At 41.3% G+C, this 18167-nt stretch carries 17 protein-coding genes; 7 read left to right on the forward strand and 10 right to left on the reverse strand.

The features are described 5' to 3' along the window. The first annotated feature begins 51 nt into the window (after positions 1-51). The 4 genes from ABIB50_RS25535 to ABIB50_RS25550 are packed head-to-tail and all read left to right on the forward strand — an operon-like array spanning position 52 to position 1703. Positions 52-501, forward strand: a complete 450-nt coding sequence (locus ABIB50_RS25535) for an SRPBCC family protein (protein ID WP_429384629.1) — start codon at positions 52-54, stop codon at positions 499-501. Beyond that, a complete protein-coding gene (locus tag ABIB50_RS25540; RefSeq protein WP_429384631.1) occupies positions 482-820 on the forward strand; it encodes an ArsR/SmtB family transcription factor in 339 nt (112 codons plus the stop codon). Before ABIB50_RS25535 ends, ABIB50_RS25540 begins: the two co-directional genes overlap by 20 nt. Continuing rightward, a complete protein-coding gene (locus ABIB50_RS25545; protein WP_429384633.1) occupies positions 798-1247 on the forward strand; it encodes an SRPBCC family protein in 450 nt (149 codons plus the stop codon). The genes ABIB50_RS25540 and ABIB50_RS25545 overlap by 23 nt, the downstream gene beginning before the upstream one ends. 6 nt (positions 1248-1253) lie before the next feature. Then, positions 1254-1703, forward strand: a complete 450-nt coding sequence (locus tag ABIB50_RS25550) for an SRPBCC family protein (protein ID WP_429384636.1) — start codon at positions 1254-1256, stop codon at positions 1701-1703. Here ABIB50_RS25550 and ABIB50_RS25555 read toward each other — a convergent pair. The 9 genes from ABIB50_RS25555 to ABIB50_RS25595 form a co-directional block, all read right to left on the reverse strand. Further along, positions 1696-2712 (reverse strand): zinc-binding alcohol dehydrogenase family protein, encoded by a 1017-nt coding sequence (locus ABIB50_RS25555; RefSeq protein WP_429384638.1) that lies wholly within the window; start codon positions 2710-2712, stop codon positions 1696-1698. The genes ABIB50_RS25550 and ABIB50_RS25555 overlap by 8 nt on opposite strands. Positions 2713-3033: 321 nt before the next feature. Beyond that, positions 3034-3528 (reverse strand): hypothetical protein, encoded by a 495-nt coding sequence (locus ABIB50_RS25560; protein WP_429384640.1) that lies wholly within the window; start codon positions 3526-3528, stop codon positions 3034-3036. A gap of 26 nt (positions 3529-3554) precedes the next feature. Then, on the reverse strand, positions 3555-5006 hold the full coding sequence (locus ABIB50_RS25565; protein WP_429384642.1) for a SusD/RagB family nutrient-binding outer membrane lipoprotein: 1452 nt from the start codon (positions 5004-5006) through the stop codon (positions 3555-3557). Between the two features lie 19 nt (positions 5007-5025). After that, positions 5026-8139 (reverse strand): SusC/RagA family TonB-linked outer membrane protein, encoded by a 3114-nt coding sequence (locus ABIB50_RS25570; RefSeq protein WP_429384644.1) that lies wholly within the window; start codon positions 8137-8139, stop codon positions 5026-5028. A gap of 254 nt (positions 8140-8393) precedes the next feature. After that, the gene (locus ABIB50_RS25575; protein ID WP_429384647.1) at positions 8394-9266 is read right to left on the reverse strand and encodes a helix-turn-helix domain-containing protein; all 873 of its coding nucleotides are present in this window, start codon (positions 9264-9266) and stop codon (positions 8394-8396) included. A gap of 11 nt (positions 9267-9277) precedes the next feature. Further along, positions 9278-9646: a VOC family protein gene (locus ABIB50_RS25580; RefSeq protein ID WP_429384649.1), complete on the reverse strand. Its 369-nt coding sequence runs from the start codon at positions 9644-9646 to the stop codon at positions 9278-9280. 279 nt (positions 9647-9925) lie between these two features. Further along, a complete protein-coding gene (locus ABIB50_RS25585; RefSeq protein ID WP_429384652.1) occupies positions 9926-10558 on the reverse strand; it encodes a response regulator in 633 nt (210 codons plus the stop codon). A 1-nt stretch (position 10559) separates the two neighbouring features. Next, positions 10560-13523 (reverse strand): ligand-binding sensor domain-containing protein, encoded by a 2964-nt coding sequence (locus ABIB50_RS25590; RefSeq protein ID WP_429384655.1) that lies wholly within the window; start codon positions 13521-13523, stop codon positions 10560-10562. A 159-nt stretch (positions 13524-13682) separates the two neighbouring features. Then, positions 13683-14162, reverse strand: coding sequence for a nuclear transport factor 2 family protein (locus ABIB50_RS25595; RefSeq protein ID WP_429384658.1), 480 nt, complete (start codon positions 14160-14162; stop codon positions 13683-13685). A gap of 170 nt (positions 14163-14332) precedes the next feature. Between ABIB50_RS25595 and ABIB50_RS25600 the strand changes: the two genes are divergently transcribed. Further along, positions 14333-14488, forward strand: coding sequence for a hypothetical protein (locus ABIB50_RS25600; RefSeq protein ID WP_429384661.1), 156 nt, complete (start codon positions 14333-14335; stop codon positions 14486-14488). Between the two features lie 276 nt (positions 14489-14764). Here the strand turns inward: ABIB50_RS25600 and ABIB50_RS25605 are convergent, their stop codons facing one another. Next, complete coding sequence (locus ABIB50_RS25605) at positions 14765-16276, reverse strand: alpha-L-fucosidase (protein ID WP_429384663.1); 1512 nt, start codon at positions 16274-16276, stop codon at positions 14765-14767. Between the two features lie 142 nt (positions 16277-16418). Between ABIB50_RS25605 and rlmF the strand changes: the two genes are divergently transcribed. Together rlmF and ABIB50_RS25615 are read left to right on the forward strand one after the other, a co-directional pair. Then, positions 16419-17366 (forward strand): 23S rRNA (adenine(1618)-N(6))-methyltransferase RlmF, encoded by a 948-nt coding sequence (gene rlmF / locus ABIB50_RS25610; RefSeq protein WP_429384666.1) that lies wholly within the window; start codon positions 16419-16421, stop codon positions 17364-17366. Positions 17367-17430: 64 nt separating this feature from the next. Beyond that, positions 17431-18135: a FadR/GntR family transcriptional regulator gene (locus ABIB50_RS25615; protein WP_429384668.1), complete on the forward strand. Its 705-nt coding sequence runs from the start codon at positions 17431-17433 to the stop codon at positions 18133-18135. Positions 18136-18167 lie beyond the last annotated feature (32 nt).

Consider the following 18167-nt stretch of genomic DNA (forward strand, 5'->3'; position numbering starts at 1 on the left):
TGCGTAACCCAGAAGTTACATATACATTTGCGTAACTTCAAAGTTACACATATGGCAAAGATCATTAAACACGATTTATTTTTCCCGAACCCGCAGACGGACGTATGGGAGTACATTACCAACGCCGACCTGATAGCGCAATGGCTAATGCCCAGCAATTTCCTGCCTATTGAAGGGCACGAGTTTCAGCTAAAAGCACCGGCAATGCCCGAAATGGATTTCGACGGCGTGTTTCATTGCAAGGTTTTAGAGGTTACGCCACCTACTCAACTTTCCTACTCATGGAACTTTGGACCGGGTGACGGAACGCTAAATAAATCAGTAGTGAGCTGGACTTTAACTGAAAAAGACAATGGCACCGAGTTATCGCTGGTACATCGCGGGTTTGAAGGCGAAACCTTTATGGCGATGTTCGACTCCATGAGCGAGGGCTGGCCAAAACATATCTCGCAAATTCTTAACCTGCTAAACCCGTCGACAGATGACACAGCAAAGGCTTGACGTGTTCCAGGTTATCGCCGACCCGAGCCGTCGGCAGATATTGCAGCTGCTATCAAAAGATAGTTTGACTATCAACTCGCTGGCCGAAAACTTTGATATGAGCAGGCCCGCTGTGTCTAAACATATTAAAGTGTTGCACACTTCGGGCTTTATCTCTATAAATGACGTAGGGCGCGAACGGCATTGTGTATTAAAGAAAGAGGGCTTTGATCAACTACATCAATGGCTGGCTTATTACGACGCATTCTGGGGCAGCAAACTGAAAAAATTGGAAAGCTTATTAAAAGAAAAGCACGATGAAAACAATACCCGATTATAACACAACAATTTTAGTAGACCAATCACCAAAGGAGGTGTTTGATGCTATCAATAATGTACGCGGCTGGTGGTCACAAAATATTGAGGGCGGCACCCAAAACCTAAATGATGAGTTTAACTACAAGTATAAAGACGTTCATCATACTAAAATGAAGCTGATAGAGGTTGTTCCCGAGCAGAAAGTAGTGTGGTTGGTCACGGACAACTATTTTAATTTCATTACAGATCAAAATGAATGGAAGGGTACAAAAATTATTTTCGAGATCTCTAAAAAAGATAACCAAACACAGATGCATTTTACGCATGAAGGCCTAACGCCGGCTTATGAATGTTACCAGATCTGCTTTGATGCCTGGACAGATTATATCCAAAACAGTTTACGCAACCTGATAACTAACGGTAAAGGCACACCTAACCCTAAAGAATAAATAAACATGAATAATAAAGATTTTACAACCAGTATTTTAGTGGATCAATCACCAAAAGAAGCGTTTGATGCTATAAACAATGTTATAGGTTGGTGGACAGAAAACCTTGATGGTGGCACACATAACCTAAATGACGAATTTGAGGTCCGTTTTGGGGATGTGCACTATTCAAAACAAAAGTTAACAGAAGTTATTCCGGGAGAGAAGGTAGTTTGGCTGATCACAGATAGCAAGCTAACCTTTGTTAAGGACCAAACTGAATGGACGGGAACAAAGATAATTTTTGATATTACCAGGAAGGGAAATCAAACAGAAGTTCGCTTTACACAACAAGGCTTAACGCCTGCGTTTGAATGTTATGGTGGCTGCTCAAATGCCTGGACAGATTATGTCCAAAACAGTTTGTACAGCTTAATTACTACCGGTACAGGTAAACCAAGCCTAAAGGTTAGTTAATACTTACCATGCATTTAATAACACCGTTTGCCGGGTCGAGCCAGCTTTTAAATTCTGTTGCAACATCGTCGAAGCTTACCCGGTGAGTAATGTAATTGGCGGGGTCTACCAACTTATTTTTCATAGCTGACATCACAAGATCAAAATCTTCGCGGGTTGCGTTACGGCTGCTCATTAAGGTAGCTTCCCGTTTATGAAACTCGGGGTGGCTAAAGCTTATCTCGCCTTTTTGTAAGCCGATCAACACAAAGCGGGCACCATGGGCCATATATTGAAAAGCATTATTTATTGCTTTTTGGTTGCCCGTAGCGTCAATAACCACTGTTGGCATATCGCCGCCTGTAATTTCTTGTAACCGCGCCGTAACATCATCCGTTAAAGCATTGATAGTATGGTCGACTTTTAATCTGTCTTTACAAAAGGCTAAACGTTGCGGGTTTATATCTAAAGCTATTACTTTGCCGCCGGCAATGCGGGCAAATTCCATGGCGCCAAGCCCAATAGGCCCCGCCCCGATAACCAAAACATATTCACCCTTTTTAACATCCGCACGGCGTACACCATGCGCCCCAATGGCCAGGGGCTCAACCAGCGCTAACTCGTCTAAACTTAACCCTTGCGAATGCAACAGCAGCCTTGTAGGTACTTGTATATATTCTGCCATCCCGCCATTGGTATGTACACCTAATACCTGTATAGCACTACAGCAATTTGTTTTCCCCGAACGGCAAGCTAAACACTTACCACAGTTTAAATAGGGGATAACTGTTACCTGGTTGCCAGCTTTAAAGTCGTTGCTGCCTTCGCTGGCTACTATTTCGGCAGCTAATTCATGCCCTAAAATACGCGGGTAAGTAAAATACGGCTGTGTGCCATCAAACGCGTGCAGGTCTGTCCCGCAAATGCCTATCCGCTTAATTTTAAGCAGTGTATGGCCCGGCTGTAGTTGGGGTATTTCTTTGGTTGTATAAGATAGGTTACCCGGCTCAGTGCAAACAAGTACTTTCATTCTGTTATATAAAAGATTATTATTGGGATAAAATTAATTTTTATATAGCAGAGTTTTATGAGAATTTTACCCAATTGATGACTGATATATTCATAAGTACATATCACCAGGCCTAAAAAGGAAAAAGTCAACCACCTCGCGTGACTGACTTTTATTTAATTAACTTTAACTTTTCCAATTATTAACAATTGGTATCGCAAAAGTAAAGTTCGGCTACTCAGCAAAATATGTGGATATCACCTTAGATTATTAATATTAAATAATAAAGCCCGCCCAACAGTTGTCGGGACGGGCTTGTTATTTAAGTTTATAAGGTATTAATTATGGAACCACAACAACCCTTACCGGCTCGGGGATAATGGTGTCGCCGTTATCCAGCGTAATTAAAAAGTAGAAACGCTTAGCCAGCTCGGTATTGTTAGCGGTTGGTATGGTACCAGCTGCTTTGGCAATATAGTCGGCAAACGTGGTATTAAAGGTAACTGTTGTACCAGTACCGGCAATTGCAACCGGTGGGTTACCATTATAAAGTCCGGTTGTGCCTTGTACTTGTGTTGCCGTTGTGTTGGCAGCCACCCGGGTTATCTCCTTAATGGTACGTCCAGAACTGGCTGGGATAGACAACGTAATGGTAATTGCACCGGTAGCTCTCGACGCAAACACAGTTGGGTCTGGCCGATAATCCTTAGCGTTGGTTACCGTTACAGGTATTGCCGGACGGTTATCGGTTAACCCATTAAAGCCGGACTTTTTGCATGATTGCATTAGCGCTACAGCAACTAAGCTAATCAACAGATATTTTATGTTATTCTTCATGTTTTCCTTTTTTAAAATTAACCTGACTACTTGCCCCACCAAACCTTAACATTGGTTAAAGGCTGTGGTGTTGGCACATTTGGATTCCTTTGTATTTCATTACCTGTGTAAGGAAACCGTTTAGGTATGCTATTGGGGTCGTCGCCTTGCGCGTTTAATGCTAATGCCAAAACCGGGTAACCCGTTCTTCGGTAATCATTATATGCCTCGATGCCATTCCCCACAAATGATATATATTTTTGGGTGATGATCTGCTGGCGCTTTGCTTCTGTTGATCCTGTTAAGATAGCCACCGTTGGGTTTGCCGTTAAATAAGTTGTAACAGCGGCCTGTGTTATGCCCGTTTTTAACATTGATTGCGTGATACCTTCGGTATACAATGCCTGTGCATCACCCGGTGTAGCTAACACCAGGGCAGCCTCGGCCAGAATAAACGCACGCTGATAGTTGGTTACCAACCTTATAGGGGCCTCGCCGCTGGCGCCGGTTATATAAGTGTTATATTTTGAGCGTGTTGCTGCTGCCGGGGCAGGGATAGTGGCGCCATTATCATACGAAGTAAAGGTTCCTGCCGGGCTGGTGTAAAACTTACCTAAACGCGGGTCGGCAAGGTTATTCATCAGCGTTAAAAAGCGGGTGCTTAGCATTTGATCGTTAGGACGGTTTATATTATTATAAGCATATATAGCATTTTGATTACCCACATTTGTACCAAACGGAACTTCAAAATCCTGTGCAGTACTGTTGATATAGTTATTGCCGGTAATAACATCGCTTATAACCTGTTTACTCAGCGTTGGGTTTACATTTGATATTTGCATAGCAAATTTTAGCAACAGGGTATTACCCGCGCGCGCCCATTTAGCCAGATCGCCTTTGTATACCAAATCATCTGTACCAGGTACTAAAGCGCTGGGTTTTGCAAGATCAGCTATACCGCTTTTTACCAGGTCAAACAAACTTGTTATACCTAATGCGGCGTTTCCCTGGTATATGTCTTCCTGTTTATCAAACCGTGGCTGGGGGAAAGTAAGGCCCTGGCCGGCTTGCGAATAAGGAACATCACCCCAAAGATCGGTAGCTACCGATATAGCGTAAGCCAGTTCAATTTTTGCTATTCCTGCATAAACCGGGCTGGTTTCCTGGGTTTGTTTGATCAGGTTAACGCATGCGCTAACAGCGCCGTTATAAATTTCAAAGTCCCATTGATTGTCCATTGGGCCACGAACGTTATAAATATCATAAGCTGCCGGGTTATTGCCCAAACCTGCATTGTGTTGTACTATAACATCAGCTGCCCTGTTTAACTCGTTAGAGTTTGTCCAGGCTATTGCTACCTCTGTATTAGGCAATTGCGTTGCCGGCGGAACCACTAACGGGTTGTTAGGCGTATCGTTAACATCTAAATATTTCTTGCATGCAGGGGCCATCAAAATAATTGCGGCCATCATGCTTATTGTTACTATTTTAATTTTCATAATCTTAAATCCTTAATTTTTAAAGCGTAAACCTCAAATTAAATCCATAACTCCTGCTGTTTGGGGCGCTCTGCAATTCCAGTCCCCTGATGTTGCTTGCTCCTGCTGTATTAACTTCCGGGTCGATAGGGCTATTAGGTGCTTTGAACCACAGGTTTCTGCCAACTAAAGAGAATGTTATACTACCAAATGGCAGTTTAGTCAACAGATTTTTAGGTATCGAGTAGCCTAAAGAGATCTCCCTTAAACGGTAAACAGTAGCATCAAAAACACTCACATCTGTTTGTGTACCAAATGATTGCCAGTAAGTTTGTGCTGATACCTGGATATTATTGGGTTTGAAAGACCCATCGGCTTGTTGTATAACACCCGGTAAAATACGCGGTTGCTCGCGGTCAATAGCTTGTTCCTTTAACAATCCACGGCCACGGTACGTTGCTGCCGAGAAGGATACGATATCGCCACCTTGCTGTGTATCAAACAAGAATGATAAAACCAGGCCCTTGTAATTAAAAGTATTGGTAATCCCTGCTAAGTAGTCTGGGTTTGGATTAGCAATTTTCTGGCTGGCTAATGCTGGTGCAAAAGTACCCGTTGCCGGATTGATGATAAACTGGCCATCGGGACTGGTTGGGTTTTTATTACCCAGTATGATACCATAAGGCTCGTTAACATTAATTGATGGTATGGTGCCTGAAAACTTGCTACCCGGTATAGGGAAGCTGGTTATACCAGGCGCAATTGAAATAACTTTATTACGGGTTCGGGTATAGTTTAAGCTGATATCCCATTTAAAGCTGGGTGTTGAAACCGGCGTAGCCGAGATTAACGCTTCGAAACCGCTATTATTTAACTGACCTACGTTAGTAGTAAAGGTATTGTAACCTGTTGATGTTGGTATAGCAACATCAATGATCTGGTTTTTACTTTTTGAGTTAAAGTAAGTAAAGTCTATTGATACAGCGTTGTTAAAGAAGCCCAGGTTTGTACCAAACTCATATGACGTTGTAAACTCGGGCGTAAGCGTATTACTACCAATACGCGAGCTTGTTGTAAAGCCTGATACGCCATTCAATGGGAAGGTCATTAATGCGGTGTTATTACCGTAACCGGCAGTAACATATACAGACTTTAATAAATACGGATCAGCATCTTTACCTACTTTTGCTATACTTGCCCGTAACTTTCCATAAGATAAAATAGGCGAATTAATTTTAAACGCATCGGTAAATACAAAGCCTAAACTTGCTGCCGGGTAAAAATAGGTATTGTTTCCAATAGGAAGTGTTGATGATTGATCCTGGCGACCAGTCAACTCTAAAAACAAGTAGCTATTATAGTCAACAGATAATTGTCCATAGATGCCTAACAATCTGCGTACGTTATTGGCTTCTCCGGATCCGTTGGTGAAAACAGTTGCATTGCTCGCGTTATAAAAACCAGGTATGGTTAAATTATCACCTTGCAGGGTAGTGTTCTGGAATTTACGCTGATTAATGTTCTGCCCTACTAAAATCGAGGCATTAAAATTATCAAGGAATAAATTTTTCTTACTTGCCCTAACAATAAGGTCGCTGTTGATCTCACTTCTAAAGAAATCATCCTGCAAAACCTGGCCGGCAGGTACACGTGCCGATGAAATAGCAAATATTTGTTTCCTGCGATCGAAATAGGTATCCATACCTAAACGATAGCTGATGTTTAACCATGGTAAAATATCATAGTTGGCGTTTATATTACCTATTAAACGATCTACTTTACTGGTTAGCGGGTTCTCGTAAGCATCGAAATATGGATTATCTACTCCCGGGGCATAAAACACGTTTCTGCCATTGGCATCTTTATAAGGCAGGCCTTGCAGGTCATAGCTTCGCGGTACAAATAACGACCCTATCGCGCTGCTTCCGTTACCACCTAATACGCCCTTATTGGCGGTATTACTATATGCTATAGACGCGCCGGCTCTTAATTTATTGGCCAAAACCGTATTCATGTTAAACTGAACGTTGGTACGATTTAAGTCGGTATTGGGTAAAATACCGTTTTGCCTGGTGTTTCCTAATGATATAGAAAAGTTTCTATCCTTATCGCCATTTGATATATTAACGGTATTAGCTAACAGGTTACCTGTTTTAAAAAAATTCTTAATGTTATCAGCATACAGCTGGTAAGGCACGGTGGCACCGGCAGCAGTAATCAACCCGTTTAAAGTAGACGGCGTTGAACCAAACTTAGGCCCCCATGAGTTGGCCGAAGTTGATAAATAAGCACCTAAAGTACCCTGGCCATAATCAGTTTGAAACTCGGGTAGCCCGTAAACTTTTTGCGCCTCGTAAGTAGATGAAAAAGTTACCTCTGCTTTTTTATTGGCATTGCCTCCTTTTTTTGTGGTAACCACAATAACACCATTGGATGCTCTTGAACCATAAAGGGCAGCTGCTGCGGCTCCTTTAAGTACGTTTACAGATTCAATGTTATCCGGGTTAATATCCAGCGCCCGGTTTGATGGCTGGTTATCGCCATTGGTACCTAATGATCCGCCGTTTGTACGATCAACATCATTACTTATAGGTACACCATCAACAACAAATAAAGGTTGGTTACCCCCGGTAAACGAGTGTATACCACGTATGTTGATATTAGTTGATGCACCCGCGCTGCCGCTGGCACCGGTAATTTGCACCCCGGCAACTTTTCCCTGTAATAAGTTTAAAATGTTAGGTTCACCCCTATTTGCAAGCTGGCTGCCTTTAATTTCCTGTACAGCGTAATTTAAAGATCGTTTATCCCTTTCAATACCAAGGGCGGTTACTACTACTTCGCTTAAAGCTTTACTGTCCTGCACCAGTTTTACGTTGATTACAGATTGTGAACCAACCTGAACTATTTGGCTGGTATACCCTACATAACTAAAAGTTAATGATTGAGCGCCGGCAGGTATGTTAATAGAATAGCGGCCCTGCACATCCGTTTGTGTGCCAACGCCTGTACCCTGTATCGTTACAGAAACGCCAGGGATTGATTGCCCGTCATCGGCACCTGTTACCGTGCCTGTAACGGTTTTGTTTTGCGCCGATACATTGGTTATGCCCAATGCAAACAGCAAGAATATTATGAGTAAACTGTGTTTCATATTAATATTAATTAAGAAAATAATGAAAATTGGCCCTGCTTGAGGGCATACTGCTTTGTATCAATAGATTACAAAGCCCATCATGTGGGTGATTTAATGACTAGCGTGAAGTCCATAGCGATCAGTTTAATGTTACAATTACCAAATTGTAATATTAGGAAAACACGGATCCTGCGGATATGCGATAATCACCCGTTTGGTGATTTAGGCTTATTGCACTATATTTTTCGGTTGTGTATCAGGCTGTCGTCACATTATTTACATGATGCCTGCCGGTATTTTTGTGGTGTAATACGATACCTGTTTTTAAAAAGCCTTATAAATGAACTTGGGCATTCAAACCCAACCAGGCATACAATTTCATTAATAGGATATTTGGTTGTTTTTAGTAGTATACGTGAACGCTGTAAACGCAACTGTATTAAAAACTGGTGCGGCGACAAATTAAAGGCTTGTTTAAACGTACGTAACAAGTGGTTAACTGATAAATAAGCGTGTTTTGCCAGCTCCTCTAACGATATGTTTTTATTGTAGTTGGTATACATATAATCTTTTGCAAGGTTTAACCTTTTCAAGATCTCTACGCGGGTGGTTTGATTGGTAAAGTTTAGTTTTTGTGCCTTGTCGGCTATCTCATTAGCATAGATTCTATAGTAATTAATAAGGCTATGGTGCAGGTATTCATTTATTAACAACTCATCCTGTACCCCTTCATCCAGATGATGCTTTAAGTGCCGGATGTTAAAGCCCATATCGCCGCTTAAAGGATATATGGTTTCATTAAAATCAAACACCTCCGATGAGGCTTCACCTCCATTATCTAATAGTTTGATTGCCGGCAAGCTATAGGCAAGATTAAAGTCTTGTAAAAACGCCTGGTCAAAAGCAATTGAAAATGATTCTACCGGGGTGTTCGAGTCTATTTTACTGGTGTATTGAGTGCCTTTGTTTAATAATAAAAAAGAATCAGGGTATATAGAAAGTTCGCGCCTGCCCATTTGGAACAGCTCATTACCGGTAAGTGCAAATCTAAAGCTCAGGTCGGCGGTACATTGGGTTTGGTGCCGATACGCCCTGGTTTCGCTAAAAATTTTATTGTTGTTTCTTAAAGTCCTGTTATAATCCATCGCCACGTAGTTTACAATTCGTTATAATTTCTTTCTTCTAATAAAACATATGCATTACCATAGTTATCATTAAACTCTGCACATAACCCTACAGCCAGGTATTGCGGTTGCTCTTTAAAATCAATGCCCAGGGTTTTTAAATTATGGTAGTCTTTAAGACAATCGTCAGTACTTAAAATAATACGCGATTTAAAGCCTGACTCTCCCTTGTCCTCTACCAGGTTTACATATTGGTCGGCATTGTTTATGCGCATGGGTATTTGATCGTTCTCCTTATCAAATGCAATTTTATCCGACGCGCAAAATCCAAGCTTTTTAGTGAAGAAGCTAACTGCCTCTTCCATATCCTTAACAAAAATTTGAGTGTATTTTATTTTCATAACTGTACCACATAATCATTAGCAATTAATTAATTTAACAAAGCCTAACTGATCAGTTATGTCCAATAAATGGATTAAGTTGTAGTACAATTAACCTACGGTTACTTGTATACCCAAAGTTAACCTATAAACTTAGTAGATTTTATCACCCAAATAGGGGGATTTTGCATATTTTTAAATAGTAGTTATAAATGATAAGGGATTATCACTTATTGTTAAAAGTTGATGAAATAATGGCAATTGGCATAGCTTTAATGGTGCAATTAGTGCAGCGGCAGGTTAGATCAGTTTATTATCACGGGCTATTTTAATAGCGTCGGCACGCGAGTTTACATCAAGCTTGGTATAAATGTTTTTGATGTGGCTCCTTACAGTTTCAAGGTCAATAAATAGCTCGGTAGCTATTTGAGTACGGCTTTTGCCATTGTATATCAATTCCAATATCTGCGTTTCGCGTTTTGACAGAGGCGAGTCCTGGTTTTTACGAAACGAGTTTATTACCACTTTAGCAATGCTTACACTCATGGGGCCACCGCCTTGCTGTACTTCTTTTATCGAATCGATAATTTTAGCAGCAGGTGTATTTTTGGTTAGATATCCTGACGCGCCATTAGACAAGGCCTCGAATATTAATTTTTCAGATTCATAAACAGTAAGGATTAGGATATTGGCCTGGGGTACCAATTTTTTAAGCTTGGGTATGGCCTCCACCCCGTTGGTGCCGGGTAATTCAATATCAAGTAAAATAACGTCGGGCGCGTCTGTAGCAATTTTCTTTGCCGCGTCCTCAAACGAGGCATAGCCGCTTACCACAGTATAACCTTCAGTTTGGCCAATTAAAAATGTATAGCCCTCGCGAATGGTTTTATCATCCTCAATAATTACTATTCTGATATTATCGCTGTTATACATATCAATCTTTTTTCAATTTCAGTTTTAAAGTTACCTGGGTACCTTTGGTACTGCCTGACTGCACTTCAATTGTACTGCCAATGCGCGCGGCCCTGTTCCTGATATTATTTATGCCATGGCCGGTGGTATCATTATTCGTATTAAACCCTTTACCATTATCTGCAAGTGTTAGCTTCATTTCGGTAGCGCTTATAAAATTCCAGCTTAAGTTTACCTGGTTTGCGCCCGAATGCTTTAACGTATTATTTAACAGTTCTTTATATATCATGGTTATATTTCGGCAATAAGCCAGCGGTAATTTTATGCGGTTAAGGTCAGGGTTTATATCGTCCATTTTAAACTTTACCGATGTATCATGAAAAAACTCTGCACCAAAAAGCCTTATATGGGTTAGTATCTCATATAAGTTATCGCTCTTGGGGTCCAGGGCCCATAAAATATCCTTTGTGCCATTGTATAGTTCTTCGGCATTTTGTTTTATTTGCCCCACCAGGGTTTTTTGTTCGGTTTTCTCTTCACCCAATTTAGCGGTTAATATATCTGAGAGTACGGTTATACGCGTTAGTTTGTTGCCCAGGTCATCATGAAAGTCTTCGGCAGTTTGTTGCCTTATTTTCTGCTTTTCCTCGCGTTTCATCTGCTCAATTAATTGTTGTGAGCGTAATTTACGCCTGTGCATATAGGTTTGGATACTAAATCCTAACAGTACAAATGACAGCAGTAGCAATGATCGGAAGATCCAGGTCTGGTAAAACGGGGCCTCTATTTCAAAAGTGTATAAAGCTATATTTTTTGACAAAAGCCCGGCCGATGTAACTGCCTTAACCTGGAAGGTGTATTTACCTGGCGGTAACGAAGGGTAATCAATCACATTGTTTTTTACCGGCGCGCTAAATCTGTCATCATATCCATATAGCCTGTACTGGTATAATACATCCCCCGGGCTTTTTAGATATACCCCTAAAAATGATATGGCCAGGTGGTTTTGATTATATGGGATCTTTGGAGCAACCGCATCTGTTATCAGCCTTATGTTTTGTTTGGTAAAAAGTTTTACCGATTGAATAATTACATGCGGGGCCGAAGGCGAATCTGTGGTTTTAGCAGTATTATAAACAATTAGGCCCTTGGTGGTGCCCATCCATATTTTATTATCTAAAGAAATTGCAGCGTTTTGATTTGCCTCTGCAATAATGCCTTTTGAGTTATCATAACCAACAACTATAAAATCTTTACCATTTGCTGCAGGTATAATGCGGTTAGCTCCGCGCCCGGTTCCTGCCCATATTACACCATCTTTATCGGCTACTAAACTGTATATACTGTTAGCGTTAAGGCCTTTTTTTACATCGTAATTTTTTATATTACCGGTTGATTTATCCCAAATAAATAATCCCCAATCGGCGGTGCCAAATATTATTTTATTACGGTAATTGATCATGCAAAAAATATTTGATGATGCTAACGCTTTAATGTTAAAGCCTGGTACAAGCTTTTTATTTACAAATAGTTTAACGCCTGCCTGTGTGCCCACTAACATTGAATCTTTACCCATTGGCAATAAAGTGGTAACAAATGTATTTATATCGCGCAGTTGTATCAGGGTGTCTTTACCTAAATAAAAACACCCTGCAGGCGTAGCCATCCATATGGTGCCATCGCCATCCTGGCTTAGTGCATTGGCTATCCGCATGTTTGACTTGGGTATCATGGTATATCTATTACCGTCAAATTTCCAAACCCCACCTAATGAAGTACCTATCCAAATGTTATTGTCCTTGTCGGTATAAATACATTGTGCTTTTTTAACATATCCTCCAGTTGCAGGTAATGGCACCGATTTAAACTCTTTGCCGTTATATTTAAGTGCCCCACTTCCATCGGTAGCAAGCCAGATGTTTTTATCCTTATCGCTTGTTATGCTCATAATAGTTTGGAAGCTGGTAATCCCAAACGACTGATCAAATACAACGAAGGCATCACCCTCATACTTATAAATACCGCCACCCCAGGTTGATAACCACAAATTGCCTTCATGGTCGCAATAAATGTTTGATACGGTTATGTCTGTAAAACCATTTCGGGCATCAAAATGGATCAAATGATTGTTTTTTATATAATAAGCGCCATTAGTAGTCCCCACCCAAATGTCACCGTGCGTGTCCTGTTCCACAGCCATCATAGCAACCCGGGCTGTACTTAACTCTTTATTAGGATAAAGAGTTACTGTTTTGTTGGTGCTTACAAATAACTGGTTATCGGCAATCAGGTATACTTTGGCAGCGTCAAATCTGTCAAACAGCATTCGCCGGATAACTATGTTTTTGCGTTCGGCCGGTAATGGTATAATATTTACCCACCTGTTTGCGGTCAAAGAAAAAACGCCTGCCTGGTAAACGCTTACACAAATATTTCCTAAACGGTTAATTGCAACACCAGTTACCGAATAAGCATCGTAACTAGTTACAGATACTTGCTGTAGGGCAGCACCTTTTACCTTATAAAGTCGGCTTTGCATGGTAAACCATATTGTCCCGGCTTTATCCTCAACAATATTGGTTATAAACGGCCGCTTAACGTTTGCCGGGACTTTGAAGTTAATTATTTTTTTGCCATCAAGGCAAGACAACCCTTGATTTGTGCCAAACCATACCCGGTCTTTTTGGTCGGATAATAAGGCGTATATTAAGTTGTTTGACAGTCCGTTTTCCCGGGTGAAGGGGATAAAATCTTTACCATCAAACAAGCATGCCCCTCCCAGGGTACCTATCCATAATCTATGCGATTTATCCTGGCTTAAACCATTAACCTGCGACTGCACCAAGCCATTTTCAATATCATAATGAGTGAAGCTATACTTTTGTGCCTGTATTTTAAAAGGAAAGCAGCTAACAGCACAAACCGTTATAAATAACAGCCTTAGAGCAGTAAACGCTGTTAGGGTATTTCTTTTTAATACAAACATATTTAAACAACAAATTTTAGCCCCCGATAAATCTACCGAAAACTAAAACCTGTTTCATAGTAAAATACCACCCCAAACAGGATGGTATTTTAGATCCTTTATTATAAGATACCCCTTAGAAAATAATGTTACTTATTTAATTAAATAAATATTGCAACATTATTTAACCCTGGCGGTTGCGTCTGCAGCATCCGAAACGGGGTTCTTATCATTAGCCGGGAAAAACTTGCATATCTGGGTGATCTTCCACTCTTTGTCTTCGTTTTTCTCCAGTGTTATATAGTTTTGTTGTTTAAAGCTGGCGTACTCAAAGTCAACCCGCGCTATAACCAAAGCATCGCTTTTAACAATAATTTCATATTTGCTGGTGCAGTTTTGTTTAACTGCATCAACCCTCATTTGTTCAACCAGGTTTGCTTTATGCTGCACAATTACAGCCTCGGCCCTCGGAATTTTTACACATGCATCATCGCTTAATATTTTTTTCAACTTCTTCGAGTCCGAGTTCATATAACTGGTAATGTAATCACCAATAACGGCCTCGTAGTTTGATACTACCGGCGGGACTTTTGCATAACTGCTGTTTGTTGTGATTGCTAATGCAACGATTATACAGATCACTAATAATTTACTTTTCATAGCATTGGTTTTTTTAATCAAATATCAATGCGGTATGACAAAGCAAATGTGTAAATCCCACCTAATATAGGCACATAACAAAAATTAAAAATGTGCGAAAATCACCAATCGGCAAACAATCGGTAACATTTAAAATTGAAAACCATCTTATATACTTAAACCAAAACGCTATGAAAATTTTAACTTTAATAATTATTATCGCCGGAGCATCATATGTATACTATGAGCAGCCCGAAACGCCGCTAAAAAAAGCCGGAACCTGTAAAAACATCAGCAGAAAAACTACCTGCGTTAACAAGGAATTTGCCGATCAAAAAGATAATTAAAAATTACTTCCCCTCCATTAAGTCCCTAAACAAAAACGGCCCCGAATGTTCGGGGCCGTTTTTGTTTTATAGTGTTTTTACTTATTGGTGTAAAATACTAATTGTGGTGGCGCGAAATAAATCTCCGGAAGTTTGATCGCCGGGTCTGAAGCCGATGTTGGCCTGGCACTTGCTTTAAGTGTGAAACGGATTAGTTCTGCACCTTTACGTACAAAACTTAAAAGGGGAGAGGCCAAATGGCCTCTCCCCTTTTTTTCTACACTGTAAATAAGCGCCTTATCTCAATTCCACCTGGAAAGCCATTACCGTCCAGTCGGGCAGGTTTGCCGGTTTGGTAATTATCAGCGCGTCATCCTCTTGTTTCCATTTTAGTTTTTGCTTGCTGCCCAATAAAGATACGCCTACTATTTTCTTATCATTAACCGCTGATGTTTTGCCTAATGATTTGATCTGGACGTCGCCTTCAGGCATTTGCATACAAAATGCATAAAGATTATTGCCTTTGGTAGTAAAGCGGATATCCCCTGGTTGGTAAGAACGGGTATCGGCAAGGCCCGAGAACTGACCTTTCTTTTGATTTTCTTTTATGGTTGATGGGCCCTCGCCATAAATTTTCCAGGGGCGGGTACCATAAATACCTTTGCCGTTTGAAGGCATCCAGGCAGCAATGTCTTCCACTATTTTTAGCACATCAGGCTCAAGGTCGCCCTCAGGGGTTTGCACTACGTTAATTAACAGGTTACCGTTTTTACTTACAATATCAACCAGCATTTGTATAACTTCTGTACCGGTTTTGTATTTCTGGCCGGTTTGGTAGTACCAATCGCCTATAGAAGTATCGGTTTGCCATGGGTAAGGGTTGATATCTCCCTGTACGCCGCGTTCCAGGTCCTGCACCCATTTACCGTCAGACCCTTGTTTGCAATTATAGATAGCAGTGGGGCTACCATTATGGAAGGCGTAGTTTCCATTATAAAAATTAGCCAGCATACTGCGCCCCACGTCCCCAAAAGGCAACCCGCTGTCAGAGTAAAGCAGATCCGGATGATAGGTATCTACCAGTTCTTTTATATTAGCATACCACTCTTTCATATAATCGGTATTGGTGGTTAGCCAGGCTTTATCTTCTGGTGCTGCTTTGGTATGGTACAGGTCGGCATATTGCGGATCGGCACCATCATAAGGTACACCTGCAAGTTCGCCGGTTTTATCTGCCCTGTGCGACGCCTGGAACCAGGTATAGCTGGCGCCCAAATGTTCTGAAACACCAAATTTAAGCCCCTCTTTTTGCGCCGCTTTTTGCCAGGTACCCACAACATCTTTATGCGGCCCCATATTAAATGCATTCCATTTATGAAGCTGCGATTTCCACAAAAAGAAATTATCATGATGGCTACCCATACTTACAAAATATTTGGCACCGGCTTTTTTGTATAGTGCCATCAGCTTTTCGGGGTCCCATTTCTCGGCCTTCCATAAGGGGATAATATCCTTATACCCAAATTTTGATGGAGGCCCGTAATGTGCCACATGGTATTTATTTTGACGGCTGCCTTGCTCATACATGCCCCTTGCATACCAGTCGCCCTGGCGTGGCACAGCCTGCGGGCCCCAATGCGCCCAGATACCAAACTTAGCATCCCTGAACCAGTCGGGATACTTATATTCTTTTAACGACTCGTCGGTTGGCTTATATGGCCCGGGGTTTATGGGCAACTGCTGGGCTTTAGTTAAAAGTGTAACCACTGTTAGCACACCCATTAAAAGGTATCTCAGGTTTGTCTTCATAATTAATAATTGGCTTGAACTAATATAGGCGAATTTATCCGTACCAGTACTTATAAATATTACATTATTAACGGTATAGATAGTTATATAGGCTTTATAAGATATTACTGATTACCTTTGGCAGTTATTAGCTGAAGATATAATGACAACAAATCTGCCCAAAACAACTCCCGAAAAAGAAAACATGCACCCGCGCAACGTACACCGGCAGGGGTATGATTTTAAACAGCTTATTAAAGCCAACCCTGCTTTAAGGAAATTTTTGGCTTTAAATAAGTTTGAGGTGGAGTCGATTGATTTTAGTAACCCTGAAGCGATTAAGGCGTTAAATAAAGCCCTACTTAAGCAATTCTATGGTGTTGATGGCTGGGATATCCCCGAAGGATATCTTTGCCCGCCTATACCCGGCCGTGCAGATTATATACATTACGTAGCCGATCTGTTGGCAGATACAAACGAGAACGCTGTTCCCAAAGGAAACAAAGTGCGCGTGCTTGATATTGGTACCGGGGCAAACCTCGTTTATCCGCTAATTGGTTCCAGTTTTTACGGCTGGCAGTTTGCAGGTACTGATATTGACCCAACCGCTATTCGCTCTGCAAAAGAGATTATAGCGTTAAACAAAGGCTTGGAACAGAAGATCGAGATCCGTTTACAGCCGGGTTATGACATATTTGCAAACGTTATTAAACCCGATGAGCGTTTCGATCTCACCATTTGCAACCCGCCTTTCCATGCATCATTCAGAGAAGCGGCAGACGCCACGTCAACCAAATGGAAAAAGCTGGGGGTGATGAAAAAGCCTACCTTTTTAAACTTCGGCGGTCAAAAAAATGAGCTTTGGACCAAAGGCGGCGAGGCAGGCTTTATCCGTAAGATGATCGAAGAAAGTGTGAAGTACGGAAAACAGGTATTATGGTTTACTACCCTGGTATCAAAAAAAGAAACACTGCCTACTGTTTACAGCACGCTAAAGTTTGTTAAAGCTGTTGATATAAAAACCATCACCATGGCGCACGGCCAAAAAACAAGCCGCTTCATAGCCTGGACATTTTTAACCCCCGAAGAGCAGGCTGTCTGGAGAAAATAGCTTAAGCTTTATTGTTCCTTTTGTTCTACATAATTAATTATGTATTATTGTGAGTAGCTGTAATATGGACGTAGAAAATTTAAGTAAAGACCTGGAGCGTGTATCTACCGAAACAATGGCCGACATTGTGGAGCTGCGTTTAAGAGAGTTTTTTAAAAAGAAATCTTTTAAGCCGGGCGACGCTCTGCCTAAAGAAATGGAGCTGGTTGCCGCCCTTGGTGTTAGCCGCAACGTGGTGCGCGAAGCCCTGAGCCGCTTACGTATGCTGGGTATGATAGAAACCCGCAAGAAACGCGGAATGATACTGGCCCGCCCAGATGTATTGGGCACTTTTGAACGTGTGCTTGACCCGCTTATTATTGACGACCATATATTACAGGACCTTTTTGAGTTGCGCCTGGCATTAGAAATGGGCCTGGCCGATCTGCTGTTCCTTCGTAAAACCGATAAAGATATTGCCGAACTGGAAAAGATCGCCCTTGACGAAAAGCATGACGGCGAGCAACGCTTTAGAGTAAAAAGTGAGATAGCCTTTCATGGCAAATTGTACGAAATAACCGGGAACAATACCCTTAAGCGTTTCCAAACAATGCTGATGCCGGTGTTTGGTTATGTTACCACATTAGAAAGGGCCCGTACTTACCAATCGGGTAAAATAACGCACCTGGACCTGGTAAACATTCTTAAAAATGGCACCAAAGAAGATTTTAAGGCCGGTATGTATGAGCATTTAAAACCTCATTTTGATGGCCTTCCTAAAAAGAAATAGCATTCCAATTATTTCATAAGTACTTGTTTCGC

The sequence above is a fragment of the Mucilaginibacter sp. UYCu711 genome, assembly GCF_050433825.1.
Taxonomy (GTDB): Bacteria; Bacteroidota; Bacteroidia; order Sphingobacteriales; family Sphingobacteriaceae; genus Mucilaginibacter.

Bases quoted from the DNA above. Each gene is read 5' to 3' on its own strand.
- ABIB50_RS25535 (WP_429384629.1), top strand. From the start codon at position 52: ATGGCAAAGATCATTAAACACGATTTATTTTTCCCGAACCCGCAGACG.
- ABIB50_RS25540 (WP_429384631.1), top strand. From the start codon at position 482: ATGACACAGCAAAGGCTTGACGTGTTCCAGGTTATCGCCGACCCGAGC.
- ABIB50_RS25545 (WP_429384633.1), top strand. From the start codon at position 798: ATGAAAACAATACCCGATTATAACACAACAATTTTAGTAGACCAATCA.
- ABIB50_RS25550 (WP_429384636.1), top strand. From the start codon at position 1,254: ATGAATAATAAAGATTTTACAACCAGTATTTTAGTGGATCAATCACCA.
- ABIB50_RS25555 (WP_429384638.1), bottom strand. From the start codon at position 2,712: ATGAAAGTACTTGTTTGCACTGAGCCGGGTAACCTATCTTATACAACC.
- ABIB50_RS25560 (WP_429384640.1), bottom strand. From the start codon at position 3,528: ATGAAGAATAACATAAAATATCTGTTGATTAGCTTAGTTGCTGTAGCG.
- ABIB50_RS25565 (WP_429384642.1), bottom strand. From the start codon at position 5,006: ATGAAAATTAAAATAGTAACAATAAGCATGATGGCCGCAATTATTTTG.
- ABIB50_RS25570 (WP_429384644.1), bottom strand. From the start codon at position 8,139: ATGAAACACAGTTTACTCATAATATTCTTGCTGTTTGCATTGGGCATA.
- ABIB50_RS25575 (WP_429384647.1), bottom strand. From the start codon at position 9,266: ATGGATTATAACAGGACTTTAAGAAACAACAATAAAATTTTTAGCGAA.
- ABIB50_RS25580 (WP_429384649.1), bottom strand. From the start codon at position 9,646: ATGAAAATAAAATACACTCAAATTTTTGTTAAGGATATGGAAGAGGCA.
- ABIB50_RS25585 (WP_429384652.1), bottom strand. From the start codon at position 10,558: ATGTATAACAGCGATAATATCAGAATAGTAATTATTGAGGATGATAAA.
- ABIB50_RS25590 (WP_429384655.1), bottom strand. From the start codon at position 13,523: ATGTTTGTATTAAAAAGAAATACCCTAACAGCGTTTACTGCTCTAAGG.
- ABIB50_RS25595 (WP_429384658.1), bottom strand. From the start codon at position 14,162: ATGAAAAGTAAATTATTAGTGATCTGTATAATCGTTGCATTAGCAATC.
- ABIB50_RS25600 (WP_429384661.1), top strand. From the start codon at position 14,333: ATGAAAATTTTAACTTTAATAATTATTATCGCCGGAGCATCATATGTA.
- ABIB50_RS25605 (WP_429384663.1), bottom strand. From the start codon at position 16,276: ATGAAGACAAACCTGAGATACCTTTTAATGGGTGTGCTAACAGTGGTT.
- rlmF (WP_429384666.1), top strand. From the start codon at position 16,419: ATGACAACAAATCTGCCCAAAACAACTCCCGAAAAAGAAAACATGCAC.
- ABIB50_RS25615 (WP_429384668.1), top strand. From the start codon at position 17,431: ATGGACGTAGAAAATTTAAGTAAAGACCTGGAGCGTGTATCTACCGAA.